Source organism: Mangrovicoccus ximenensis, from assembly GCF_003056725.1.
Taxonomy (GTDB): Bacteria; Pseudomonadota; Alphaproteobacteria; order Rhodobacterales; family Rhodobacteraceae; genus Mangrovicoccus; species Mangrovicoccus ximenensis.
This window is the reverse complement of sequence record NZ_QBKZ01000025.1, coordinates 184,419-206,371: the sequence shown is the minus strand read 5'-3', so window position 1 is coordinate 206,371 and position 21,953 is coordinate 184,419. Positions and strand designations below refer to the sequence as shown.

General features: G+C 69.5%; 28 protein-coding genes and 4 pseudogenes. 19 read left to right on the top strand and 13 right to left on the bottom strand.

Going from position 1 to position 21,953, the window contains the following annotated elements; all coding sequences use genetic code 11:
- Positions 1–44: 44 nt before the first annotated feature.
- Together lysA and C7T91_RS28805 are read right to left on the bottom strand one after the other, a co-directional pair.
- A complete protein-coding gene (gene lysA, locus C7T91_RS28810) occupies positions 45–1,325 on the bottom strand; it encodes a diaminopimelate decarboxylase (protein WP_108263307.1) in 1,281 nt (426 codons plus the stop codon).
- 76 nt (positions 1,326–1,401) lie between these two features.
- A complete protein-coding gene (locus C7T91_RS28805) occupies positions 1,402–2,121 on the bottom strand; it encodes an NlpC/P60 family protein (protein ID WP_108263306.1) in 720 nt (239 codons plus the stop codon).
- Positions 2,122–2,302: 181 nt separating this feature from the next.
- On the opposite strand from C7T91_RS28805, the gene C7T91_RS34025 reads away from it, so the two are divergent.
- From C7T91_RS34025 to C7T91_RS28780, 6 genes are all read left to right on the top strand, one after another.
- The gene (locus tag C7T91_RS34025) at positions 2,303–2,509 is read left to right on the top strand and encodes a hypothetical protein (protein WP_201742293.1); all 207 of its coding nucleotides are present in this window, start codon (positions 2,303–2,305) and stop codon (positions 2,507–2,509) included.
- Positions 2,458–2,898, top strand: coding sequence for a zinc-binding dehydrogenase (locus C7T91_RS34020; protein ID WP_201742292.1), 441 nt, complete (start codon positions 2,458–2,460; stop codon positions 2,896–2,898). Before C7T91_RS34025 ends, C7T91_RS34020 begins: the two co-directional genes overlap by 52 nt.
- Before the next feature lie 5 nt (positions 2,899–2,903).
- The gene (locus C7T91_RS28795) at positions 2,904–4,322 is read left to right on the top strand and encodes a 3-hydroxyacyl-CoA dehydrogenase NAD-binding domain-containing protein (protein WP_108263462.1); all 1,419 of its coding nucleotides are present in this window, start codon (positions 2,904–2,906) and stop codon (positions 4,320–4,322) included.
- Positions 4,323–4,346: 24 nt separating this feature from the next.
- Positions 4,347–4,745, top strand: a complete 399-nt coding sequence (locus tag C7T91_RS28790; protein WP_108263305.1) for a (R)-mandelonitrile lyase — start codon at positions 4,347–4,349, stop codon at positions 4,743–4,745.
- 20 nt (positions 4,746–4,765) lie between these two features.
- Positions 4,766–5,323, top strand: a complete 558-nt coding sequence (locus C7T91_RS28785; RefSeq protein ID WP_108263304.1) for a carboxymuconolactone decarboxylase family protein — start codon at positions 4,766–4,768, stop codon at positions 5,321–5,323.
- 96 nt (positions 5,324–5,419) lie between these two features.
- Positions 5,420–6,340: an NAD(P)-dependent oxidoreductase gene (locus C7T91_RS28780; protein WP_108263303.1), complete on the top strand. Its 921-nt coding sequence runs from the start codon at positions 5,420–5,422 to the stop codon at positions 6,338–6,340.
- Between the two features lie 37 nt (positions 6,341–6,377).
- On the opposite strand, the gene C7T91_RS34015 is transcribed toward C7T91_RS28780, so the two are convergent.
- Positions 6,378–6,695 (bottom strand): NAD-binding protein, encoded by a 318-nt coding sequence (locus C7T91_RS34015; protein WP_269102720.1) that lies wholly within the window; start codon positions 6,693–6,695, stop codon positions 6,378–6,380.
- An 87-nt stretch (positions 6,696–6,782) separates the two neighbouring features.
- Between C7T91_RS34015 and C7T91_RS28770 the strand changes: the two genes are divergently transcribed.
- On the top strand, positions 6,783–7,403 hold the full coding sequence (locus C7T91_RS28770) for a phage tail protein (RefSeq protein ID WP_201742291.1): 621 nt from the start codon (positions 6,783–6,785) through the stop codon (positions 7,401–7,403).
- Positions 7,404–7,428: 25 nt separating this feature from the next.
- On the opposite strand, the gene C7T91_RS28765 is transcribed toward C7T91_RS28770, so the two are convergent.
- From C7T91_RS28765 to rplM, 4 genes and pseudogenes are all read right to left on the bottom strand, one after another.
- The gene (locus C7T91_RS28765; protein ID WP_108263302.1) at positions 7,429–8,007 is read right to left on the bottom strand and encodes a retropepsin-like aspartic protease family protein; all 579 of its coding nucleotides are present in this window, start codon (positions 8,005–8,007) and stop codon (positions 7,429–7,431) included.
- Between the two features lie 58 nt (positions 8,008–8,065).
- A pseudogene (locus tag C7T91_RS28760) lies at positions 8,066–8,437 on the bottom strand (MarC family protein); the annotation flags it as partial.
- A 12-nt stretch (positions 8,438–8,449) separates the two neighbouring features.
- Positions 8,450–8,937, bottom strand: a pseudogene (rpsI, locus tag C7T91_RS28755) (30S ribosomal protein S9); the annotation flags it as partial.
- 2 nt (positions 8,938–8,939) lie between these two features.
- On the bottom strand, positions 8,940–9,401 hold the full coding sequence (gene rplM / locus C7T91_RS28750; protein WP_108263301.1) for a 50S ribosomal protein L13: 462 nt from the start codon (positions 9,399–9,401) through the stop codon (positions 8,940–8,942).
- A 327-nt stretch (positions 9,402–9,728) separates the two neighbouring features.
- Between rplM and C7T91_RS40170 the strand changes: the two are divergent.
- Both C7T91_RS40170 and C7T91_RS28745 read left to right on the top strand, forming a co-directional pair.
- A pseudogene (locus C7T91_RS40170) lies at positions 9,729–9,876 on the top strand (enoyl-CoA hydratase/isomerase family protein); the annotation flags it as partial.
- 158 nt (positions 9,877–10,034) lie between these two features.
- A complete protein-coding gene (locus tag C7T91_RS28745) occupies positions 10,035–10,331 on the top strand; it encodes a putative quinol monooxygenase (RefSeq protein WP_108263300.1) in 297 nt (98 codons plus the stop codon).
- 369 nt (positions 10,332–10,700) lie between these two features.
- Here the strand turns inward: C7T91_RS28745 and C7T91_RS28740 are convergent.
- A pseudogene (locus C7T91_RS28740) lies at positions 10,701–11,219 on the bottom strand (alcohol dehydrogenase catalytic domain-containing protein); the annotation flags it as partial.
- A gap of 123 nt (positions 11,220–11,342) precedes the next feature.
- Here C7T91_RS28740 and C7T91_RS28735 point away from each other — a divergent pair.
- The 4 genes from C7T91_RS28735 to C7T91_RS28725 all read left to right on the top strand — a co-directional run bounded on the left by C7T91_RS28735 (position 11,343) and on the right by C7T91_RS28725 (position 13,706).
- On the top strand, positions 11,343–12,104 hold the full coding sequence (locus C7T91_RS28735) for an SDR family oxidoreductase (RefSeq protein ID WP_108263298.1): 762 nt from the start codon (positions 11,343–11,345) through the stop codon (positions 12,102–12,104).
- A gap of 22 nt (positions 12,105–12,126) precedes the next feature.
- The gene (locus C7T91_RS28730; RefSeq protein ID WP_236638578.1) at positions 12,127–12,753 is read left to right on the top strand and encodes an NAD(P)-dependent oxidoreductase; all 627 of its coding nucleotides are present in this window, start codon (positions 12,127–12,129) and stop codon (positions 12,751–12,753) included.
- Entirely contained in the window at positions 12,705–13,049 is a 345-nt protein-coding gene (locus C7T91_RS37355; RefSeq protein ID WP_236638577.1) for an NAD-binding protein, read from the top strand. Before C7T91_RS28730 ends, C7T91_RS37355 begins: the two co-directional genes overlap by 49 nt.
- Positions 13,050–13,325: 276 nt before the next feature.
- Positions 13,326–13,706, top strand: a complete 381-nt coding sequence (locus C7T91_RS28725; protein ID WP_108263297.1) for a hypothetical protein — start codon at positions 13,326–13,328, stop codon at positions 13,704–13,706.
- Here C7T91_RS28725 and C7T91_RS28720 read toward each other — a convergent pair.
- From C7T91_RS28720 to C7T91_RS34010, 5 genes are read right to left on the bottom strand one after another with little or no spacing between them, the layout of a single operon-like run.
- On the bottom strand, positions 13,687–14,496 hold the full coding sequence (locus tag C7T91_RS28720) for an SDR family NAD(P)-dependent oxidoreductase (RefSeq protein WP_108263296.1): 810 nt from the start codon (positions 14,494–14,496) through the stop codon (positions 13,687–13,689). The two genes, C7T91_RS28725 and C7T91_RS28720, sit on opposite strands and share 20 nt — an antisense overlap.
- On the bottom strand, positions 14,496–15,203 hold the full coding sequence (locus tag C7T91_RS28715; RefSeq protein WP_108263295.1) for a class I SAM-dependent methyltransferase: 708 nt from the start codon (positions 15,201–15,203) through the stop codon (positions 14,496–14,498). The genes C7T91_RS28720 and C7T91_RS28715 overlap by 1 nt, the downstream gene beginning before the upstream one ends.
- The gene (locus C7T91_RS28710; protein ID WP_108263294.1) at positions 15,203–15,469 is read right to left on the bottom strand and encodes an ADP-ribosylglycohydrolase family protein; all 267 of its coding nucleotides are present in this window, start codon (positions 15,467–15,469) and stop codon (positions 15,203–15,205) included. The genes C7T91_RS28715 and C7T91_RS28710 overlap by 1 nt, the downstream gene beginning before the upstream one ends.
- Before the next feature lie 2 nt (positions 15,470–15,471).
- Entirely contained in the window at positions 15,472–16,182 is a 711-nt protein-coding gene (locus C7T91_RS28705) for a GntR family transcriptional regulator (RefSeq protein WP_108263293.1), read from the bottom strand.
- A gap of 46 nt (positions 16,183–16,228) precedes the next feature.
- A complete protein-coding gene (locus C7T91_RS34010; protein WP_201742290.1) occupies positions 16,229–16,801 on the bottom strand; it encodes a hypothetical protein in 573 nt (190 codons plus the stop codon).
- Between the two features lie 328 nt (positions 16,802–17,129).
- On the opposite strand from C7T91_RS34010, the gene C7T91_RS28695 reads away from it, so the two are divergent.
- Genes C7T91_RS28695 through C7T91_RS28670 form a run of 6 tightly spaced genes read left to right on the top strand, consistent with a single transcriptional unit; the run spans position 17,130 to position 21,919 of the window.
- Positions 17,130–17,582, top strand: a complete 453-nt coding sequence (locus C7T91_RS28695) for an HK97-gp10 family putative phage morphogenesis protein (RefSeq protein WP_108263292.1) — start codon at positions 17,130–17,132, stop codon at positions 17,580–17,582.
- An 11-nt stretch (positions 17,583–17,593) separates the two neighbouring features.
- A complete protein-coding gene (locus C7T91_RS28690; RefSeq protein ID WP_108263291.1) occupies positions 17,594–18,016 on the top strand; it encodes a phage tail protein in 423 nt (140 codons plus the stop codon).
- Positions 18,016–18,393, top strand: a complete 378-nt coding sequence (locus C7T91_RS28685) for a hypothetical protein (RefSeq protein ID WP_108263290.1) — start codon at positions 18,016–18,018, stop codon at positions 18,391–18,393. The genes C7T91_RS28690 and C7T91_RS28685 overlap by 1 nt, the downstream gene beginning before the upstream one ends.
- A gap of 14 nt (positions 18,394–18,407) precedes the next feature.
- Positions 18,408–18,680: a hypothetical protein gene (locus tag C7T91_RS28680; RefSeq protein WP_108263289.1), complete on the top strand. Its 273-nt coding sequence runs from the start codon at positions 18,408–18,410 to the stop codon at positions 18,678–18,680.
- A gap of 1 nt (position 18,681) precedes the next feature.
- Positions 18,682–19,959 (top strand): phage tail tape measure protein, encoded by a 1,278-nt coding sequence (locus C7T91_RS37350; protein WP_108263288.1) that lies wholly within the window; start codon positions 18,682–18,684, stop codon positions 19,957–19,959.
- Positions 19,865–21,919 carry an acetate--CoA ligase family protein gene (locus C7T91_RS28670; RefSeq protein WP_330848909.1) on the top strand — a complete coding sequence of 685 codons (2,055 nt, stop codon included), beginning with the start codon at positions 19,865–19,867 and terminating at the stop codon, positions 21,917–21,919. The genes C7T91_RS37350 and C7T91_RS28670 overlap by 95 nt, the downstream gene beginning before the upstream one ends.
- Positions 21,920–21,953: the final 34 nt, after the last annotated feature.

The following is a 21,953-nucleotide window of genomic DNA, read 5'->3' as shown; positions in this document are numbered from 1 at the left end:
TGACAGGACCGTGAACGGGCGGTGATCCGCCCGCTGCCCGGAAATCAGGCGTGGGCGCCGTCGAGCCATTCCGGCACCGCGTCGCGCGCGATGATCTCCTCGAAGCTCGGGCGGCGGCGGATCACCGCCCAGTCGCCGCCCTGCACCAGAACCTCGGGGATCAGCGGCCGGGTGTTGTATTCCGACGCCATCACCGCGCCATAGGCGCCTGCCGAGCGGAAGGCGACCAGGTCGCCGGGACCGCAGGGGGGCATGTCGCGGCCGCGGGCGAAGGTGTCGCCGGTCTCGCAGACCGGGCCGACCACGTCGTAGCGGGCCTGCTCGGCAGCGGCCTCGGCCTCGGCCAGCGGGACGATGTCGTGATGCGCGTCATACATCGACGGACGCACCAGGTCGTTCATCGCGGCGTCGAGAATCAGGAAGGTGCGGTCCTCGCCCTCCTTCACGTAGATCACCTCGGAGACCAGGATCCCGGCATTGCCGGAGATCAGCCGGCCCGGCTCGATCTCCACCTCGCAGCCGAGATGGCCGACCTCTTCCTGCACCATCGCGCCGTAATCCGACGGCAGCGGCGGCGCCTCGTTCGAGCGGGTATAGGGAATGCCCAGCCCGCCGCCGAGGTCGAGCCGGGTGATTTCGTGCCCCTCGGCGCGCAGCGCCTCGGTCAGCGCCGCCACCTTGCGGTAGGCCAGGCGGAAGGGCTCCAGATCGGTCAGCTGGCTGCCGATATGCACGTCGATCCCGACGACCTTTAGCCCGGGCAGCGCGGCGGCCAGCGCATAGACCTCCTTGGCGCGGGAAATCGGGATGCCGAACTTGTTCTCGGATTTGCCGGTCGCGATCTTGGCATGGGTCTTGGCGTCGACATCGGGGTTCACCCGCACCGCGATCGGCGCGGTCACGCCCATCGAGGAGGCCACCTCGGACAGCGCCCGCATCTCGGGCTCGCTTTCGACGTTGAACTGGCGGATGCCGCCGGCCAGCGCGGTGCGCATCTCCTCGCGGGTCTTGCCGACGCCCGAGAAGACGATCCGTTCGCCCGGCACGCCCGCCGCCCTGGCGCGCGCGTATTCGCCGCCCGACACCACGTCCATGCCCGCGCCCGCCTGGCCGAGCAGCCGCAGGATCGCCTGGTTGGAATTCGACTTCACCGCGAAGCACACCAGATGCGGCAGGCCCGACAGCGCCTCGTCGAACAGCCGGTAATGGCGCAGCAGCGTCGCCGCGGAATAGCAGTAGAACGGCGTGCCGACCTCGGCCGCGATCTCGGCCAGCGCCACGTCCTCGGCATGCAGCCTGCCGTCGCGATACAGAAAATGGTCCATCGGCGCGCCCTCTTTGTCCAAGCCGCGCGCTTGATAGCAGGGACGGCGGCGGATGCAATCGCCGCCGTCCGCCGGGTCAGGCTTCGTTGGTGGTCAGCTTGAAATCCGCCGCCGAGGTCACGACCTTGCGCGGATAGGGCCCGTCCTCCAGCGGCAGCCGCGCGCCGAGCAGGCGGTCCTTCCTGATCGAGGACACGCTGACCTTGTTCGACTGGTTGCCGCCGAGCACGTGATAGGTGTCGGCATCCTCGGAATAGTAGAAGCCGACATGGCCCGAGATGCCCGTTCGCGAGCCGCGCCAGAAGACCAGAACCGACCCGAAGCAGGGATCGACGTCATGGCCGAATTTCAGCCAGTTGCGCGCCAGATACGGGTTTCCCGGCAGGCCGGTCTCGGGCAGCGAGACCGCAATGCAGGTTTCCACGAAATCGCCGCACCAGGGCAGCTGCGCCGGATCGCCCAGCGTCTTGCCGTCGGATTTCAGGAACTTGCGCAGTTCGGCATTGTCGCGGCCCTCGTGCAGCCCGAGCTTGCGCAGCGCCAGCTCCATCCACGGGAACCGGTCCAGCAGCTCGGGGCTCGGCTCCTTGGGTCCGCTCGCGGCCCCGGCACCGGCCGGCCCGCCGCGCAGCATCTCGACGGTGGCAGCGTTCAGCGTTCCGGTCACCGGAAGATCCTGCGCGGCCTGGAAGGCAATCACCGCCCGGCGGGTGTTGCGCCCCCAGAGCCCGTCCGGCACTCCCGGATCGAAGCCATGGGCCACGAGGCGGCGCTGGGACCATTCGATGAAGTTCATCTTTTCCCCCTGTTCCGCGGAATTCTGTCCGCATGGGCCCAGTCTGCCAGCGCCGCCCCCGCCCGGCCAGTCAGATTTTCCCTGCGTCAAGCTCGGCCGCCAACGGCCGGGCCGGCCATGGCAGGTCCGCCGCCGGGCGCCTACATGCGCAGATGTCCCCGTCCCGCTCCGGAGCCTGCCGATGCGCCTCTTGTCCCTGCCCTTCCGTCTCCTGCGCGGCACCAGCCGGCTGCTGCTGGCCGTCCTGCTGGCCGCGTCGCTGGCGCTCAACGTCGCGACGGTCACCTCGACGGCGGTCTTCACGGCCGTGTCCGGCGCGGTTTCGGCGCCGATGCGGTGGTCGACACTGCGATGGAAAACCTGCGCGACGGCATGCGCGCTGCGGTGATGGCGGCGACCGGCGGGGCAGGGGCAGATGTGGTCATCGACCCGGTGGGCGGCGACACGGCGATGGCTGCCTTGCGCGCCATGGCCTGGTGCGGGCGGCTGGTGGTCGTCGGCTTCGCCTCGGGCGGCATCCCGCAGATCGGCGGCAACTACTTGCTGGTGAAGAACATTTCGGTTTCCGGACTGCAATGGACCGACTACCGCGCGCGCCAGCTTGGCCGCGTGCAGGCGGCGCAGGCGGAGATCTTCCGGCTCTGGTCCGAAGGCAGGCTCGCCCCGCGCATCGCCGAGCGGCTGCCTTTGGCGCAGTTTGCCGGCGCGCTGGCCGCGCTGCAGGGCGCGAAGGTGGCCGGCAAGATCATCCTGACAACAGAACACCAGGGGGAGTGAACCAGGTGGCAGGCATCGACAAATCTCAGACCGTCGGCGTGATCGGCGCGGGCACCATGGGGGCGGGGATCGCCCAGCTCGCCGCAGCGGCGGGCCATCCGGTGCTGCTCTACGACGCCTTCGAGGGCGCCGCCGAAAAGGGCCGGGCGCGCATCGCCGCCGGGCTGGAGAAGCTGGTCCAGCGCGGCAAGATGACTGCGGAGGACGTTGCGGCGCTGGTCGCGCGGATCAAGGTGGCCGGATCGATCGACGATTTCGCCGGGGCGGCGCTGGCCGTCGAGGCGGTGGTCGAAAAGCTGGAGGTCAAGCGAGATCTCTTCGCCAAGCTCGAGGCGGTGATGGGGCCGGAGGCGATCCTCGGCACCAACACCTCCTCCATTTCCGTGACCGCGATCGGCCGCGATCTGGAGCATCCGGGGCGTCTGGTGGGCATGCATTTCTTCAACCCCGCGCCGGTGATGAAGCTGGTCGAGGTGATCTCGGGCGTTTCCACCGACCCGGCCGCGGCCGCGGCGGTCTTCGACACCGCCAAGGCCTGGGGCAAGGTGCCGGTCCATGCGAAATCGACGCCGGGCTTCATCGTCAACCGCGTGGCGCGGCCCTATTACGCCGAGGCGCTCCGGCTCTATGAGGAGCAGGTGGCCGATCCGGCGACGCTCGACGCGCTGCTGACCGAGGGCGGCGGCTTCCGCATGGGGCCCTTTGCGCTGATGGACCTGATCGGCCATGACGTGAATTACGCGGTCTCCACCTCGGTCTTCGACGCCTATTACCAGGAGCCCCGCTTCCGCCCCTCGATCGCGCAGCAGGAGCTGGTCAATGCCGGGCGGCTCGGCCGCAAGACCGGGCGCGGCTTCTACGATTATGTCGAAGGCGCGGCGCCGCCGCATCCCGCGGCAGAGACGGTCCCGGATGTCGACCAGTTCGCAGGGTTCCGCTTCGGCGAGGAATTCGACAGCGGCACGATCCGGATCCTGGCGACGGACGGGCGGACCGCGAAGAGCATCGCCGCGAAAACCGGGAAGCCCACGATCCTCTATGATCTGGCTGACGTCTCCGGGGGCGCCAAGCGGCTGGGCTTCGCGGCCTCGCCGGATGTGTCGCGCGACCAGATCGACCGCTTCGCGGCAACGCTTGCGCTGCACGGCATGGCTGCGACCCTGCTGCCCGACTGGCCGGGACTCGTCGTGATGCGCACGGTGGCGATGCTTGCGAATGAAGGCTTCGAGGCGGTGCTGCAGGGCGTCGCGGACGAGGACGGCATCGACACCGCGATGCGTTTCGGCGTCAACTATCCGAAGGGGCCGGTCGGCTGGGCGCGGGAAATCGGGCTGGGCCGCGTGCTTGGCGTGCTCGATGCGATCCACGCGCTGACCGGCGATCCGCGCTACCGCGCCTCGATGGCGCTGCGCATGGCGGCGTGAGCCGGAACAGGAAGGAACAGACAGATGAAGATCAACCGCGCAGGTTCCGGCCCGTCCTCCTGGGCGCCGGCCGAACAGTTCACCGGCACCGTCCGCCGCGACCCGCTGATCGGGTCGGAGGCGCCGGGGCGCGTCAATGCCGGGCTCGTCACCTTCGAGCCGGGCGCCCGCACCGCCTGGCACACCCATCCCGCGGGCCAGATCCTGATCGTCACCGCCGGGCGCGGCTGGGTCCAGAGCGAAGGCCAGCCCCGCCAGGAGGTCGCGCCGGGCGACTCGATCTGGTTCCCGGCCGGCGAGCGCCACTGGCACGGCGCGACCGCGACCACGGCAATGACCCATATTGCGGTCACCGAGTATGTCGACGGCTCGGCGGTGACCTGGGAAGACCATGTCAGCGACGGCGACTATGCTGCGGGCTGAGCTCTGAAGGAGGCGGGCACATGCCGCATCTGAAATCGCTGCCGGAGACTGCGGGGCCGCCCGCCGTCTTCGCGCAGCATCCCGACATCTACCGCCCGTTCTCGGAAATGAGCGAGGCGCTGATGAACGGCCCCTCGGAGTTGAGCCGTGCCGAGCGCGAGCTGATCCTGGCCTATGCGTCCGGGGTTTCGGGCAACGGCTTCGTCTTCACCGGCCATTCCGAGGTTGCCTATGCCCACGGGGTGGAGCGCGGCCTTTTGGACCGGCTGGTTGCCGATCCGGAGCTGGCGGAGTGCGATCCGAAGCTGCGCCCGCTGCTGGCCTTTGTCCGCAAGCTGATGCTGGTGCCAGGCGAGGTCGGGCAGGACGATGCCGATGCGGTCTTCGCGGCTGGCTGGGGCGAAGAGGCGCTGCATGCCGCCACTGCCGTGGCGGGACGTGCGGCCTTCATGCACCGGCTGGTCGCGGGGATGGGCTTCAACCCGCTCGATCCGGAAGTGGCGCGCAGCCATGCCGCCAAGCGGGTCGAGAAGGGCTACGTCAACCTCTACCGCGCCTTCCGCCCGAAGGAGGACTGACCGGGCGCCCAGCGGCACCGGATTTGCGGAGACCCGCGCAGGAGGAGGCGCCGCCGGAGGTCCGGCGGCCGCCCGCAGCTGCGAGGAGGATACCGCATGAGCGCAGAGAGGACCCGGACCGTAGGCTTCATCGGGCTCGGCCAGATGGGCATGGGCATGGCGAGGAACCTCGCCAAGGGCGGGCTGAGCCTCGCCGTCTACGATATCGACCCGGACCGGAATGCCGAGATGGCGGCGCTTGGCGCCTCGGTGGCCGAGGGCCCGGCCGATGTCGCGCGGCAGGCCTCGATCGTGATCACCATGGTCGACACCAACGAGCAGTCCCAGGACGTGATCACCCGCCCCGGCGGGATCATCGACGCGGCGTGCCCTGGCGACATCGTCATGTGCATGAGCACCATCGACCCGGTCACGGTGCGCCAGATGCATGACCGGCTGGCCGAAAGCGGCGTCCGGATGATCGAGGCGCCGGTGGTCGGCATGATCCGCGGCGCGGTCAACGGCACGCTGCGCGCCTATGTCGGCGGCGCGCCGGAGGATGTCGCGGCCTGCGCCCATGTCTTCGAGCCGATGACCGAGGAGGTCATCCATGTCGGCGGAATCGGCCAGGGGCTGGCGATGAAGCTGATCAACAACATGCTCTACCATGTCAGCTCGATCGCCGCGATCGAAGCGATGATGCTGGGCGTCAAGGCCGGGCTCGATCCGCAGGTGATCAAGGACGTGATCGGCCGCTCGACAGGCAACAGCGCCGCCTTCCAGTACCGCGCCGACCGGATGATCCGGCGCGATTTCAACGGCGTGCGGCTCGACATATCGGTCAAGGACATGGAGCTGGAACTGTCGCTGGGCAAGTCCTTCGGCGTGCCGCTGATCCTGCCGGCTGCGGCGCTGCAGGTGTTCCGCATGGGCAGCGCGGCGGGCATGGGCAGCGAGGACGCCACCGCCATCGTGCGGATCTACGAGCAGATCTGCGGCACGATCATCGGCGGGGCGCCCGCCGAAGCCGCGGAATGACGCCAGCGGCCCGGGGCACTCCCGGGCCGCGTTCCGTTCAGGCGTGATCGGCGAAGCAGAGCCCCGCCATCTTCTCCACGGTCTGCGCGATCGCGTCGAGATTGGCGCCCGCGCCTTCCTCGTTGGCGCAGGCCTGCATCATTGCCCGCGCGGCATTGGCCATCAGGAGCGGCGCGCCGAGACGCCCGCCCATCTCGGTGGCGATGCGCAGATCCTTGGCCATCAGCCCCATCGCGAAATCGGTGGTCGCTGCGCCCGTGCGCAGCGCTGGAAGGATGCGCGCCGCCCCGCCGTTCCAGGCCGCGCCCGCCTCGGTCAGCGGGATAAGCTCGGAGAGGGTCAGCCCCGCCCGCAGCGCCGCCCGGCGGGGCGGGGGCGCTGGCGGCGCTCGGACGGCGGCGCGCCGCGGCGCGGGACTGAAGGCAAAACGGGAGGAAAACCAATGGACGGACGCGTGAAGACGGCGGTTCTCGGGATCGCGGCTGCGGCGGGGCTCGCCGGGTCGCAGGCCGGGGCCCAGGAGATGTATCTGGGCCAGATTTTCATGATGGGCAGCAATTTCTGCCCGCGCGGCTCGGTGGCCGCCGATGGCCAGCTGCTGGCGATCAGCCAGTTCTCGGCGCTGTTCTCGCTCTATGGCACGGTCTATGGCGGCGACGGGCGCACCACCTTCGCGCTGCCGGATCTGCGCGGCCGCAGCCCGGTCAATGCCGGGGCCGGTCCGGGCCTGACGCCGGTCATGCTGGGCCAGAGGGGCGGTTCGGACAGCATGACGCTGACCGCCGCGCAGATGCCGTCGCACAGCCATGGCGCGACCGGCACGGTGGTGGTCAATCCGGCACCCGGGAATTCGGCCTCGCCGGTGGGCCAGGTGCTGTCGACCCTGCCGACCGGGCAGCCTTATGGCCCGATGCCGGGCACCACCACCGAGACCCTGGCGCCGGGCGCGGTCAGCGTGACCGTGCAGAACACCGGCGGGTCGCAGTCCTTCCCGATCCAGGACCCCTATCTGGCGGTGACCTACTGCATCGCGACGGTCGGGATCTTCCCGTCGCGCAGCTGAGCCCCGGCGGGCGGAGCGCCCCGGCCTAGCGGGTCAGGGTCATCCGCCCGTCGCGGATCTCGATGGCGGCAAAGCTTTCCAGATAGCGCATGCCCAGGAGCGAGCCGGTCATCTCGCCGCCATTGACCCGTGCCGGCACGTTGCGGTCGGTGATCCCGCCGATCTGCACCTCGCCCAGCACCACCTTGGCGGTCTCGACCGTTCCGTTCGCGGTGCGGGCATTGCCGAAGAAGGCCAGCCGGTCGGTGTCGATGCCGATCCGGCGCGCGTCGTCGAGGCTCAGCACGATATCGGTGGCGCCGGTGTCGACGACGAAGCTGAGCGGCGTGCCGTCCACCTTCATGGTGATGTGGTAATGTCCGTCGGGTCCGCGCGGCACCGAGACCTGGCCTGCCTCGGTGAAGACCTGGGTCCGGGTGACGCCGCGCTGCAGGTCCTGCCACAGCGTGTAGCCGACGGTGACGCCGAGAAACAGCAGCCCCCAGATCACGGCTTGGCGCATCGCCGCCAGCATCCGTCCGCGGAAGGCGAAGAGCAGCGCGCCGCCGATCACGGCCAGCAGGATCAGCTTCTTGGCGAGATGGGCGATCTGGTCTTCGGTCATGGGCGTCCTTCCGCGGCGATGCGGATGATATAGGGGCCGGGGGACAGGACTGCGAGCCTCATCCGCCGAAGCCGCGCGCGCCGATCCCGGCCAGCTTCAGCCCGTCGAGCACGAACTGCACCGAAAGCGCGGCCAGGAGCATCCCGAGCAGCCGCGACACGACCATGATTCCGGTGCGCCCGAGCAGCCGCTCGATCAGCCCCGCCACCGAGAAGAAGGCGAAGACGATGGCGACGACCGAGACCATCGCCGCCAGAACGGTCAGCGTGACCGCCCAGCTGGCATTCTCGCCGGTGGTCAGGAGCACGGTCGCGGCCAGCGCGCCGGGGCCGGCGATGAAGGGCGTGGCGATCGGAAAGACCGAGGGGTCGTCGGGCGCCTCGTCCTCCTTGTCCTCGCGGCGGCGGGTGCGCCGCTCGAAGAGCATCTCCATGGCGATCAGCTTCGAGAACTGGAAGGAGCGGCGTGCCTTGCGGCGGCCGAATTTCTTCCGCTCGACGACGCGGCTGTCGCGGGTCAGGAAGCCTGCCGCTTTCAGTGCGCCGCGCAGCGACGGATCATAGAGCTGCAGGGCTTTGGAGATGCCGTGCTTGACCGCACCTGCCTGGCCGGAGAGGCCGCCGCCGGTGACGGTTGCGTAGACGTCGAACTGGTCTTCCACGCCTGCCACGGTGAAGGGCTGGCGCAGGATCAGGCGCAGAACCGGACGTGCGAAATACACGGACTGGTCCTTGCCGTTGACGACGACCTTGCCCGAACCCGGCTTGACCCAGACGCGTGCGACGGCGTCCTTCCGCTTGCCGGTGGCATAGGAGCGGCCCAGCTCGTCACGGACGGGGGCGCGCGGTGCTTCNTTCGACGACGGCCGTGGCAANCGGTACCGGCGACGGCCTGGTTCAGATCTTCCAGGGACTTGAGTTCGTCGGCCATGATCAGCTCCGCGCGTTCTTTGCGTTCATGGATTTGACGTCCAGCACTTCCGGGGCTTGCGCCTCGTGCGGGTGCTCGGCGCCGGCGTAGATGCGCAGGTTGGTCATCAGCTGGCGCGACAGGCGGTTGCCCGGCAGCATGCGCTTGACCGCTGCTTCGACGACGCGACCGGGGTAGCGGCCGTCGAGGACCTTGTCCGCGGTGGTCGACTTGATGCCGCCCGGGTGGCCGGTGTGGCGGTAGTAGGTCTTCTCGTTGCGCTTCTTGCCGGTCAGCTTGACCTTGTCCGCATTGATGATGATGACGTTGTCACCCATGTCCATATGCGGAGTGAAGGTTGCCTTGTGCTTGCCGCGCAGGCGCATGGCGACGATCGATGCAAGACGGCCCAGAACCACGCCCTCGGCGTCGATCAGGATCCACTTCTTGTCGATGTCAGCCGGTTTGGCTGTGTAGGTTTTCATGGTGGGCACCTTGGTGGGTTCCGATGAATGTCTCGCGGGAGTGCGCCGCAGGGCGCCCGACTCGCGNTTGCGGGTATGTGCCAAAAGCCCGCAGCCTTTGCAAGCGCAATTTCCCAGAAAAAAGACGCTTTCGCAATGGGTTGCAAGAAAGGTATCATTATACCCAACAATTTTGGCGGAATCGCGGGCCTGGTTCTNCGGCGCCGCGGGCTTGCCAGCGGCGNGATCGTGCGGCGAAGNCTCCGGCGNCGAGGAAAANAGGGAGGGGTCCNATGACCGAGCAACGGGTCCGGGCAAGCCGCGANCGGCGCGGTGGCGCAACTGGTGCTGGACGATCCGGGGCGGCTGAACGCGCTGTCGGATGCAATGCTGGCCGAGCTGACGGCGCGGCTCGGGGAGATCGCGGCCGATGCCTCGGNTGCGGGCGGTGGTGCTGAAGGCGGCGGGCAAGGCGTTCTGCGCGGGGCACGACCTGAGCTGATCCCTCAGCTTTCGCGACATTCGGACGCCCGGGCATCTGCCCGGGCGTTTTCTTTTGCGCGCCCGGTTTCTTTCGGCCCCCGCCCGGCGGGCCGCCCGCGCCTGTGCTATGCTGGTCCCGGCGGCATCCGCTGCCGAAAGGGAGGACTGCCGATGATCATGCGCATTTTCCAAGTCATCACCCATCCGGGCAAGGAAGCGGACTTCGCCCGGTTCTTCCACGAGACCGCCATCCCGATGATGAGGGCCACCGAGGGCGTCGTCAGCATCCTGCCCGGCACGCCGCGGCCCGAGACCCCGCGGGAGTTCAGCCTGGTGATGATCTGGGAGAGCCTCGAGGCGCTGAAGGCCTTCGTCGGAGAAGATTACGCGAGCCCGCATATCGACCCGGCCGAGGAAGATCTGGTCGCGTTCCGCACGATCCGCCACTACGATTTCGCCGGGGCCTGACGCAGATCGGCCCCCCGGGGGATGCTCCGGGAGGCCGGGACCGGCGCGGGGCCGGCCGGGGCTGCCGCCGGGGCGGCAGCCGGATGCCAGTTGTACCATCGTGTCCCATGGCATCGATACGAACAGCGCTGTTTTGGTTCGTGCTCTTCATGTCTTGGGCTCTCGTGTAGAATGTGTACCCATTGATCTCATATCCCTGGAATGTCGCGATCGACCCAGACGGTCCCCTCGCCAGGAAGGCAAGTTGTTGGTTGATCGNGTAGCCACGCGGGGAAAGTATCAATGTGATGCCGTGTAATCCATGCATCGGACTTACCGATGTTCCTGGCGCGAACTAGAGCCAAGTGCTCCTCGATGTAAGGAGCTACCAATGAAGAGTGTTGCAGAACACAGGTCCCCCGCCCGCCGCACCGCATGGAGCGCCACCGACAAGGGTTCCGCCATCGCCGCCCGCGCCGGGTCGAGCCCGGCAGCCGGCACGCATTGCGACGCGAGCGCGACGATTTCCTGCCGGAACGCCCCCTGGATATGCGGGAAGGGCATGGCCGAGCCGTAGAAGCGCATGTTCTCGCACTGGTTCGGCAAGCCGCGCAGGCAGTAGCGGCAGGCGCCGCAGGGCCGCGACGGCGAGACCGCGACCAGATCGCCCAACTCAAGCCCGGTGACGCCCGCGCCCAGTTCGGCCACCTCGCCCGCGATCTCGTGGCCGAGGATCATCGGCTCGCGCAGCTTCACCGTGCCGAATCCGCCATGATTGTAATAATGCAGGTCCGACCCGCAGATGCCGCCGCGCGCCACCCGGATCCGCACCTCTCCCGGTCCCGGCCCCGCGCAATCCGCATCGGCCAGCCGCAAATCCCTTGCCCCATGGGCATAGAGCGCCTTCATCTCCGTCCTCCCCAGGCCCGCCCCTCCGCAGGCCGCCTTCCGCGCTTGCATCGCGCGGCAAATGGTATACCATTTTCTAGGCACAACAGCCGCGGCTTGTCAAAAGCCATTACGGGAGGGGACATGAAACTCTTTGATCTGAGCGGGCGCCGGGCGCTCGTGACCGGGTCCTCGATGGGGATCGGGCTGGCATTGGCGCGCGGGCTCGGCGAAGCGGGCGCCGCGCTGGTGCTGAATGCGCGCAACGCCGAGCGGCTGGAGGCGGCCGCGGAAACGCTGCGCGCCGAAGGCCATGATGTCGCCACACTGCCCTTCGACGTGACGGACCATGCGGCGGTGCGCGCCGCCATAGACGGGTTCGAGGAGGCTGCCGGGCCGATCGGCATTCTCGTCAACAATGCCGGCATGCAGCACCGCGCGCCGCTGCACGATTTTCCGGCGGACGCCTTCGAGCGGCTTTTGCAGACCAACATCGCCTCGGTCTTCCATGCCGGGCAGGCCTGCGCGCGGCACATGATCGCCCGCGGCGAGGGCCGGATCATCAACATCGCCAGCGTGCAGACCGCGCTGGCCCGGCCCGGCATCGCGCCCTACACCGCGACCAAGGGGGCGGTGGCGAACCTGACGAAGGGCATGGCGACCGACTGGGCCCCCTTGGGGCTGAACTGCAACGCCATCGCGCCGGGCTATTTCGACACGCCCCTGAACGCCGCGCTGGTCGGCGATCCCGAGTTCAGCGCCTGGCTCGGCAAGCGCACCCCGCAGGGCCGCTGGGGCCGGATCGAGGAGCTGGTCGGCGCGGCGGTGTTCCTCGCCTCGCCCGCCTCGAGCTTCGTCAACGGACACACGCTTTTCGTCGACGGCGGCATCACCGCCTGCCTGTGACGCACCAAGGGAGGAGACCCGCATGAGCGGCAAGGAAACGATCGGCTTCATCGGCGTCGGCCCGATGGGCCATGGCATGGCGGCGAACATCCTGAAGGCGGGCCACCCGCTGGTGGTCAAGGGCAACCGCAACCGCGCGCCGGTCGAGGACCTGCTGGCGCAGGGCGCGACCGAGGCCGCCAGCCCGCGCGGGATGGCGGAGGCCTGCGGCATCGTCCATCTGTGCCTGTCGAACAGCGACCAGGTGGAGGCGGCGATCCGAGGGCCGGACGGCATCCTCGCTTCCGGGCGCGCGGGGCTCGTCGTGATCGACTGCTCGACCTCGAACCCGGTTTCCACCGCGGTCCTCGCCGCCGAGCTGGAGGCGGCGGGCATGGTGCTGGTCGACGCGCCCTTGGGCCGGACGCCGAAGGAGGCCGAGGCCGGGACGCTCGACGCGATGGTCGGCGCCCCGGAGGAGGTCTTCGCGCGGGTGAAGCCGGTGATCGGATGCTGGGCCGGGAACATCACCCATGTCGGCCCGACCGGCGCGGGCCACAGGATGAAGCTGATCATGAACTTCATCTCGATGGGCTATCCGCGCTCTATGGCGAGGCGGTGGTGCTCGCGGCCAAGGTCGGGCTGCCGCCCGAAACGGTGCGGCAGGTGATCGGCTCGTCGCGGCTGACGAACGGCTTCTTCGAGACCTTCATGAAATACGCCGCCGACCGCGACCCGAACGCCCATGTCTTCTCGATCGCCAATGCCTCGAAGGATGTGCGCTATGCCGCGGCGATGGCGGCGGATGCCGATGTGGTCAACATCATGGGCGCGGCGGTGAAGCACTATTTCACCCATGCCGAGGCCACCGGCAAGGGCGGCGACTACGTGCCCACGATCACCGACATCATCGGCGCGCTGAACGGCCTGGACATGGCGGCCGAGGCCGCGAAGGGCCGCCCCTGAAGGCCGCTCCGCGGTCCGCGCAGGCGCGGACCGCATCCCGGCGCCCCTGCCCTGGTCCTCGGCAGCAAGGCGCAACGGAACTGCCCGACGACCGCGAGAAATCCGCCTGCGGGACTGCCGGAACTCGGCCGCTCCCGCAACGGCGTCGCGGCGCGGTTGCCGACCCCGGAGGAATTCCGCTTCGATCCCGGTCCGGCGCAACGCCCGGCGCGATGCCGCGTTTGACCCCGGCCGCGCGCCCGCGCATGATGGCATGGCTTTGCACAGGAAGGTCCCATGCGCCCGCTTGCCCCGTCCCTATTCCTCGGCCTCCTCCTGCTCGCCGCCTGCGGCACGCCGCAGGAGCGCTGCAGCAGCGACCTGTCGCGCGAGGAACGCCGCCTCGACGCGCTGATCTCCGAGACGCGCACCAACCTGGCGCGCGGCTATACCTACGAAACGGAATACCGGGACGTGAATTTCGGCATGACGCTGTGCAACCGCGGCCCGCATGTCGGCTGGTGCTACGACCACCGCACCCGGCCGGTCCGCCGCGCGGTCGCGATCGACCCCGAGGCCGAACGGCGCAAGCTCGACGCGCTGCTGCTGAAGCGCAGCCAGCTGCAGGGCGCGTCCTGCACGCCCGAGGGCCGCCCGGTCAGTGCGCCGGGGCGCTGACCGGATCGATCAGGGTGCGGCCGCCGTCGATGGTCAGGATCTGGCCGGTCATGAAGGCAGAGCCTTCGGAGGCCAGGAACTGCACGGTCTCGACGACTTCCTTCGGGCCCGCGATGCGCTGCAGCGGCGTGTTGTCGACGATGCTCTGGCGGTAGTCGCGGTTTTCCTTCAGCGAGGATTTCAGGCTGTCCGACATCACCGAGCCGAAGGCCACCGAATTGACGCGGATGCGGTGCTCGGCCAGGGCGACGGCCAGCGAGCGGGTCAGCTGGTCGAGCGCGGCGGTGGAGACCGAGAAGGCCAGCAGCTCGGGCTGCGATCGGCGCGCCGCGATCGAGGAAATGTTGATGATCGAGCCGACCGGCCCGTCCTCGTTGCCGTCTTCCCCGGCCTGGGCGATCATCCGCCGCGCGGCGAGCTGGCTCAGCCGGTAGGCGGGCATCAGGTTCTGCTGCAGCAGCTCGCGCAGCGTGTCGTCGCCCGAGGCCCCGAGCGGATCGTCCGCCAGCACCTGGCGGCTGCCGTTGACCAGGATGTCGAGCCGATCGAAGGCATCGAGCGTCGCCGACATCAGGTTCGCCAGCGTCAGCCGCTCGCGCAGGTCGCCCGCGAACCAGGCGGCGTGCTCCTTCTCGGGCAGCGCGTCGAATTCGTCCGAGAGCTTGTCCTCGTCCATGTCGACCATCATCACCCGCGCGCCCTGGTCGAGCAGGTGGCGCGACACCGCCAGGCCGATGCCGTTGGCGGCCCCGGTCACGATCGCGGTCTTTCCTTCGACGGACAGGCTCATCAGCGTCTCCCTCCGCCCTTGGCGGTCCGCGGCGCGGCGGCCTCGATCACCTTGTAGCCCGAGCGGGCCACCACCTCGGTGACGGAGGCGAAATGCGCCTCGAGCGTCGCCTCGTAGGGAAGGTGCCGGTTGGCGACCATCCAGAAGCGTCCGTGGCGGTGCAGCATCCGCGCAGCCGCCTGGATGAAGGCACGGCCGAGATCCGGGCTGGTCTCGCGGCCGGTATGGAAGGGCGGGTTCGATACAACGAAATCCATCCCCTCGGGCTCCTGCCAGCGGGTGACATCCGCCCAGTGGAAGCGCGCGCGGCCATCGGCGACATTGGCCTTTGCCGCCTCGAGCGCGCGGTGGTCCTCTTCGACGAGATGCAGCCGGGTGACGGCCGCGTTGTTCTCGAGAACCGCGGCCGAGAGATAGCCCCAGCCCGCCCCCAAGTCGGCGCCCGCGCCCTTCAGCGGCGGCAGGACCTCCGCCAGCAGGTGGGACCCCGGATCGATGCCGTCCGCCGAGAAGACGCCCGGCCCGGTGCGGAACTTGCCGACCATCGGCCAGTCCTCGGCGATCCGCGCCCAGTCGCCGAAGACCGGCGCGGCGGCGAACCAGAACAGCCGCCCGTGGGATTTCACGTAGCTGTCGGAGACCTCGACCAGCGCGCGGCAGTCCTTCAGGGCGGGTTCGATGCCGTCGGTCTTCTGGCCGTCGACCATCAGCGGCGCCCCCTCGGGCAGCGCCGCGGCGGCCTGGGCGATGCGCAGCCGCGCAAAAGCGCCTGCTCCGTATCGTCGGTCACCTGAGCCGCGCCGAGCCCGTGCGAGACCGGGTGGTCCGCGAAGGGCGCCACGAAATCCGCGATCCGGCCGTAGCGCGCGCGGATCGTGTCGCGGGACAGGGTCTGGGACGGCATGCCGAGCGCATCGCCGACCGCGAGGCCGGTCAGCGCGGCCAGGGCGCGGGGGAGGGGGGAGTCAGTCATCTTCAGAATTCCACATGCAGCCCGAATGCCTCGGCATCGAGCAGGCTTTCGACATATTCGACGATCATTCCGCCGGCATCGCGGGTGAGGCGGCGCAGCCGCAGCATCGGCTCGCCTGCGGCGCGGCCCATCAGGCGCGCATCCCCGTCATCGAGCGTCAGCAGGACATTTGCCCATTCCTCGCCGGAGGCCGGCATCAGGCCGCGCGCCGCCAGCGTGCGGCTGAGCGAGCCCTGTTCCAGCCCGTGTTCCAGCACCGGCGCGAAATCCTCGCGCCACGGAACGCGGGCCCGTTCGAGTGTCAGTGCCTGTCCGGTCGCCTCGCGGAAACGCAGCCGGTCCACGGCCAGAACCTCGGTGTCCCGGGCCATCTGCGGCAGCTCCAGATCCATCGGGATGCGCGCGATCCGCAGGATGCGCGCGCCGAGCTGCGCCGCGCCGCCGGAGAGGGCAACGCTCCAGCCGGGGCCGCTGTCGATCACGGCGCCGCCATAGGTCACGAAGGATCCGAGCCCAACCTTGGTGCGGATAAGTCCTTTTTCAGAAAGTAAACTCAATCCTTTGCGTACCGTCGCGCGAGAGACGGCGAAGCGGGCGACAAGCGCGCTCTCGCTCGACAGCGCGGCGCCGTCATGCAGGGCACCGGAGCGGATCTCGGCCTCGAGCAGTCTGGCGATGCGCTCCGACTTGGTTTCTGCGGCGGGTGGGGGCATGTCGTCTCCTGTACTCCCCTCATGACGTACAGGTGCATACAGGTGGTCAAACAAGATGTGCAGAATGACATGCGGAATTCGTAGTTTTTTCGTCGGATGCTTGAAAAACAGGCAATTCGAGCCGCGGCCTTTCTGCCTGCCGGGCGAGATTGCGGCGCGGGCAGGCATCAATGCTCATGCCGTCATGCAACCCAAGGTGATTGCCTGCACGGCAGGAAGCGGCGGGGCACGGAGCAGGTGGATCCGGGCAAGTTTCGTCACCTGTGACGCCCGCGACGAACCGGTAGTGAAGCTCCCATGTCCGTCCATTGGTGCCGACGCGCTCCTGCGGCACACACGGGTGGCGGTACATCTTCCGGATGACGGGCCGCTTGATGCGGCGCACGATCTCGCGCCGGGTCTTGCCCTCGGCCGTGCGTCGTTCCGCATGGGCCTTCATTCTCCCGTCGCCCCCCATCCGCACGGCCGCGGCGCGGCAGATCGCGGCCTTGGCCTGCCGGTTGCCGCCCCGGTTCAGCCGCATCCGGCTGGCCTTGCCGCCTGAGGCCGGGATGGGCAGACGCCGCACATCCTGGCCAAGGCAGCCCCGGACCTGATCCGTCCGGGATTGCGCCTTCACGGCGCTGCCGCGCAGTCTTGAGCTGCCGGATCATCCCGGATGGCCCTGCCCGCGACTTCGCCAGGGCCGCGGCCCGGCGGTTCGGACGCATGACCGTCAGAACGGTGTGTCCCGCGGCGGGCGGCGCGCGGGACAGCCCGGCACCGCGGGAGCCTGTCCCCTCGATGCCGAAGGCTCTGACCGTCCGAGGCGGGCGGGCCCATGGTCCGAGCTCGCGATAGCCGCGTCGCGTGGCCAGGATCGTCATGAGCCCAGGCGCGCGCCAGGGAAATTGATCGCGCCAGCGACGTGATTGGATTTGTGCATGTCAACGCCGATGATGTCTTCCATGTCCGCCTTCCGCCCGGAGCTGCCGCGGCTGGCGACCCGCAAGGCGCTGGTGCGCCGGGTGCTGCTCGCGGCCCTCGAGCCCTTCGTAGAGCGGGCGAATGCGCTGGCGCCGGTGCGCCAGAACGACGGGGTCCGGGTCGATCACCGGCTGCTGCACCTCAACAGGAGCTATGTCGCCGGGCCGACCGCCAGGCTGACGAAGCGCCAGCGCAGCAGGGTGAAGCGCGAGGGCCGCCATGACGTGGCCGTGCATGCCGGGACCTCGGATCCGGCAGGGGTCCAGCAGGAATTCGGGAACCGCCGCCACCCGGCGCAGCCGCATGCGCGGCCTGCCTGGGCGCAGACGAAGGAGCAGGTCTTCGGCCGCGTGGCCGAGGGCATGCAGAAGGAAGTCGCGCGGGCGGTCGCCCGGGCGCGCAGGAAAGCGGCCAGGCTGGCCGCGCGCAGATAGGATGGAGCACAATGTCTGACGATACCGCAGAACTCTGGGGAGGCACGGTCGAGCGCTCGGCCGACGGCACCAACGGCAGCTGGACGCCGGTCGCCAAGGTCACCGCCGTGACCGTCCCGCCGGTCACCAAGACCTTCCGCGACCGCACCAGCATGGACAGCCCGGACAAGGTCCGCGAATACGGCACCGGCTTCTCGGATACCGGCGACGTGACGATCCGCCAGTTCTACTCCTCCGCCGCCTATGCCGTGGCGCGGGAAGACGAGGCGCGCGACGGCGGCACCTATTACCGGATCGCCCTCGATGACGGCTCGGTCTTCACGCTCCTCGCGATCGTCACTGCCGAGCTCGAAGGGCTCGAGCTCGACGCCGATGCAATGATCACCATCTCGGGCAAGGTCTCGGGGATCATCGGCTTCCAGGAGGCGCCGTGATGCTCGGAACGCTGGTCAAGTCGACCGACGGCGCGGAGGAATACCGGCTGCGCTTCACCACCAACGCGATGGTCGCCTTCGAGGAGGAAACCGGGTCTTCGGTCCTGTCGATCGCCAAGAGCTTCGATGCCGGGGACGAGGGGTCCATCAAGTTCGCCACCGTCCGGGTGCTGGCCTGGGCAAGCCTCCTGCACGCGCGCCCGGAGGTCACCCAGGAGGAGGCCGGGGACGTGATCGATGCCTGCGGCATCGCCGCTTTCATGTCGGCGATCGGCGACGCCATCCGGGCCGCCTTCCCGGAGGATGCCGGGGGGAAGTCCCGGGGAAACGGGCGCCGCGCCAAGGCGAAACCGGCCAAATCGACTGGCGCGGCCTGACGGAACGCTGGGTGATGGCCGGGCAGCCCTTCGCCGAATTCGGCCGGCGCACGCTGGCGGAGGTGCATCTGGTGCTCTCCGCCACGCTGCGCCGGGAGGAGGGCCGGGCCAGGGCGCGGCGCGGAGAGATCTACGCGCTCGCCGCGCTGATCCGGATCGGCCATCACGTGCCGAAGAAATTCCCCAGCCAGCGCGACTTCCTCGGCGAACCCCGCCGGGGCTCGTCGAACGCCGAGATCAAGGCGTTCGTGCGCCACCGCCTCCAGAAACAGACCCGGACCCCGTGACATGTCCATGCTCAATGCCCTGATCGGCGCGCTGCGCGTCGATCTCGGGATGAACTCCGCCGCCTTCCAGGAGGGCGTGACCGACGCGCAGCGGCAGATGCGCAGGCTCGAGAAGGAATTCTCGAAGATCGGCAGCCGCATGCAGTCGATCGGCCAGGGCCTGTCGCTGGCGGTCACCGCGCCGCTGGCCGGGATCGGCGCGGTCTCGCTGCGCACGGCCGGCAATTTCGAGGCCTCGATGAACCGGATCCGGGCGACGCTCGGGGCCAGCGGGGCGGAGATGAAGGCGCTCGGCGACATCGCCCAGGAACTCGGCCGCACCACGAAGTTCAGCGCCACCGAAGCCGCGGATGCGGTCGAGATGCTCGCGAAGAACGGGCTCGGCGCGGCCGATATCCTCGGCGGCGCGCTCTCGGCCTCGCTGTCGCTGGCGGCGGCCTCGGGCGCGGCTCTGTCGACCGCGAGCGACATCGCCACCGACGTGATGATGCAGTTCGGCAAGGAGGCGGGCGATCTCGGCGCGGTGGTCGACGGCATCACCGGCGTGCTGGTCAATTCCAAGTTCGGCATCGACGACTATGCGCTGGCGCTGGCGCAGTCCGGCGGCGTCGCCGGATCGGTCGGCGTCTCCTTCGAAGATTTCAACGCGGCGATCGCGGCGACCTCCTCGCTCTTCGCCTCGGGTTCCGACGCGGGCACCTCGCTCAAGACCATGCTGCAGCGGCTGGTCCCGGCCTCGGGCCCGGCGGCGGCGGCGATGGAGCGGCTCGGGCTCGAATTCTTCGACGCCCAGGGCAACATGAAGGACATGCGCGACATCGCGCAAGAGCTGCAGGACGGGCTGTCGGGCCTGTCGGAGGAGGCGCAGAACGACGCGCTGAGCACGATCTTCGGCACCGACGCGATGCGCAGCGCGATCGGCCTGGCCAAGGGCGGCGCGGCGGCGATCGACGGGGTGGCGGCGGCGGGCTTGCCGCGCCGCCCCGCCTTTCCCATGACCGCACGCCTTCCGGCCATACGGCCGGCCGCTCCGGGGCCCCAGGCCCCGACCGGCAGTCCCGTGCCGTCCTGCCAGCAGCCTCCCCGCCGAGATCTGCCCGGTCCGGCCCAAGACAAGGACATCGTCCATGCAGACCGACACCCTCCTCCGCGCCGAGAGCCGCCCCGCTTCGCCGCTCGACAAGATGTTCCGCGCCCGCAGCGTCGCCGTCATCGGCGCCTCGCCCAAGCCCGGGCCGCGCAACCGCATCATGAAGGTGCTGATGAAGCACGGCTATGACGGCCGCATCTACCCGGTCACCCGCTCCGCGGCCGAGGTGGAGGGCCTGCGCGCCTGGCCGTCGGTGGCCGATCTGCCCGAAGTGCCGGATCTCGCGCTGATCATCACCCCTGCGGCCACCGTGCCGGACATTCTGGAAGACTGCGGGCGGAAGGGCATCGAAACCGCCGTGGTCTTCAGCGCGGGCTTCGAGGAGACCGAGGCCGGGCGCGGCCATGCCCGCCGCCTGGCCGAGGTCGCTGCGCGCCATGGCATCGCCGTGCTCGGGCCGAACGGGCAGGGGCTCTGGTCGGTCGGCGCGAAATCCTTCTTCAGCTTCAGCGCCGCCGCCATGGCGCTCGACGGCATCCGCCATGCGCCGATCGCCCTCGTCAGCCAGTCCGGCGCGCTGGCCGGGGCGATCGGCGGCAGCCTGCACCGCAACGGCATGGGCTGCTCCTACATGGTGTCGGTCGGCAACGAGACCTGCCTCGACGCGCTCGACGTGCTCGAATGGATCATCGAGCAGGAGGATGTCCGCGTCGCCGCGCTCTATCTCGAGGGGATCGACAGGGGCGCCCGCCTGCAGCGCATCGGCGCCCGGGCCCGAAGCCGCGGCGTGCAGATCGTCGCGCTGAAGGCCGGCCGCTCCGCCTTCGGGCAGGAGGCGACGGCCTCGCATACCGGCAAGATGGCCTCGGCCCACGAGATCTACCGCGACACGCTCGCGCAGGCCGGGATCATCATGGTCGAGAGCCTGGGCGAGGCGCTGGCCGCGATCGAGGTGTTCTCCTTCATGCCGGGGCCGCGGGTCTCGGGCGATCCGCTGGGCGGCATCTCGGTGATGAGTTCGTCGGGCGGGGCGGCGGCGCTGCTGGCCGATCACAGCGCCGAGCACGGCGTGCCGATGGCGGTTTTCAGCCCCGGCCCGGCGGCCCGGCTGGAGGCGCGCCTGCCCGAATTCGCGCGCAAGGCGAACCCGGTCGACCTGACCGGCCAGATCCGTGCCGAGCCCGACCTGTTCCGCAACACGCTGGAGATCATCTGCGACGATCCCCGCACCGAAGCCGTGGTCGTGCAATTCGCGTCCTCCGGCCTGCGCGATCTTGTAGAGAACGGCAGCGACTTCAAGGCCGCGGTGCGGCGCACCGGGCTGCCGCTGGTGGTGACCACCGCGCAGGAGCAGGTCGACGTGGCCACGCGGGCGGAATTCCGGGACGCGGGCATCCTGATCTCGGACGATCCCTTCAACACGATGCGCGCGCTCAGCTGGCTCTACGACCGCCGGGGCTTCGCCGCCATCCGCCCGGGACCGGCCGTTCCGGCAGCCACGCTGCCCGCGCCGCAGGGCTGGGACGGGACCGTGGCGTTCCTCTCAGGCTGCGGCCTCGATCCGGCGCCCTGGCGGCTCCTGCATCCCGGCGATGACCCGGCGGAGGCCTGCGCCGGGCTGGCCTGGCCGCTGGTCGTCAAGGTCCTGCCCGATGCGGCCGACCACAAGACCGAGCTCGGGCTCGTGAAGCTGCGCGTGCAAACGCCCGAAGAGGTCGCCTTCCATGCCGACGCCTTCCGGCGCAGCCTCGGCCGCCCCGACCTGCCGGTGCTGGTGCAGGAGATGGTGACCGACGGCGTCGAAGTGGTGCTGGCCTGCCTGCGCGACAGTGATTTCGGGCCGGTGCTCTCGATCGGCTCGGGCGGCATCGCGGTCGAGCTCTACCGCGATGTCGCGTATCTGGCTCTGCCGGCCACCCATGCGCAGGTGGAGGCCTCCCTGAGGAAACTGAAGCTCTGGACCCTGCTGCAGGGGTTCCGCGGCGCGCCCGAGGCCGATGTCGCGGCTCTGGTCGACGCGGTGGTCCGCTTCGGCGAGCGCATGGCGCAGACCCCGTCGCTGCGCGAGGCCGAAATCAACCCGGTGATGGTCCGGCCGAAGGGCAAGGGGCTGGCCGCCGTCGACTTCATCGGCATCGCCGCGGACTGACCCCGGTTCCCCGCCGCCGTCTCCGGCGGCCGGG

Coding starts and splice junctions, on each gene's coding strand:
- C7T91_RS37350 (WP_108263288.1), top strand. CDS start 18,682: ATGTCCATGCTCAATGCCCTGATCGGCGCGCTGCGCGTCGATCTCGGG.
- C7T91_RS28715 (WP_108263295.1), bottom strand. CDS start 15,203: ATGGTCGACGGCCAGAAGACCGACGGCATCGAACCCGCCCTGAAGGAC.
- C7T91_RS28705 (WP_108263293.1), bottom strand. CDS start 16,182: ATGCCCCCACCCGCCGCAGAAACCAAGTCGGAGCGCATCGCCAGACTG.
- C7T91_RS28765 (WP_108263302.1), bottom strand. CDS start 8,007: ATGACCGAAGACCAGATCGCCCATCTCGCCAAGAAGCTGATCCTGCTG.
- C7T91_RS28710 (WP_108263294.1), bottom strand. CDS start 15,469: ATGACTGACTCCCCCCTCCCCCGCGCCCTGGCCGCGCTGACCGGCCTC.
- C7T91_RS28730 (WP_236638578.1), top strand. CDS start 12,127: ATGAGCGGCAAGGAAACGATCGGCTTCATCGGCGTCGGCCCGATGGGC.
- C7T91_RS28780 (WP_108263303.1), top strand. CDS start 5,420: ATGAGCGCAGAGAGGACCCGGACCGTAGGCTTCATCGGGCTCGGCCAG.
- C7T91_RS28735 (WP_108263298.1), top strand. CDS start 11,343: ATGAAACTCTTTGATCTGAGCGGGCGCCGGGCGCTCGTGACCGGGTCC.
- C7T91_RS28695 (WP_108263292.1), top strand. CDS start 17,130: ATGTCCGCCTTCCGCCCGGAGCTGCCGCGGCTGGCGACCCGCAAGGCG.
- C7T91_RS28805 (WP_108263306.1), bottom strand. CDS start 2,121: ATGAACTTCATCGAATGGTCCCAGCGCCGCCTCGTGGCCCATGGCTTC.
- C7T91_RS28725 (WP_108263297.1), top strand. CDS start 13,326: ATGCGCCCGCTTGCCCCGTCCCTATTCCTCGGCCTCCTCCTGCTCGCC.
- rplM (WP_108263301.1), bottom strand. CDS start 9,401: ATGAAAACCTACACAGCCAAACCGGCTGACATCGACAAGAAGTGGATC.
- C7T91_RS28745 (WP_108263300.1), top strand. CDS start 10,035: ATGATCATGCGCATTTTCCAAGTCATCACCCATCCGGGCAAGGAAGCG.
- C7T91_RS28790 (WP_108263305.1), top strand. CDS start 4,347: ATGAAGATCAACCGCGCAGGTTCCGGCCCGTCCTCCTGGGCGCCGGCC.
- C7T91_RS28720 (WP_108263296.1), bottom strand. CDS start 14,496: ATGAGCCTGTCCGTCGAAGGAAAGACCGCGATCGTGACCGGGGCCGCC.
- C7T91_RS34025 (WP_201742293.1), top strand. CDS start 2,303: ATGCGCCTCTTGTCCCTGCCCTTCCGTCTCCTGCGCGGCACCAGCCGG.
- C7T91_RS28785 (WP_108263304.1), top strand. CDS start 4,766: ATGCCGCATCTGAAATCGCTGCCGGAGACTGCGGGGCCGCCCGCCGTC.
- C7T91_RS28690 (WP_108263291.1), top strand. CDS start 17,594: ATGTCTGACGATACCGCAGAACTCTGGGGAGGCACGGTCGAGCGCTCG.
- C7T91_RS28770 (WP_201742291.1), top strand. CDS start 6,783: ATGGACGGACGCGTGAAGACGGCGGTTCTCGGGATCGCGGCTGCGGCG.
- lysA (WP_108263307.1), bottom strand. CDS start 1,325: ATGGACCATTTTCTGTATCGCGACGGCAGGCTGCATGCCGAGGACGTG.
- C7T91_RS28670 (WP_330848909.1), top strand. CDS start 19,865: ATGTTCCGCGCCCGCAGCGTCGCCGTCATCGGCGCCTCGCCCAAGCCC.
- C7T91_RS28680 (WP_108263289.1), top strand. CDS start 18,408: ATGGCCGGGCAGCCCTTCGCCGAATTCGGCCGGCGCACGCTGGCGGAG.
- C7T91_RS28685 (WP_108263290.1), top strand. CDS start 18,016: ATGCTCGGAACGCTGGTCAAGTCGACCGACGGCGCGGAGGAATACCGG.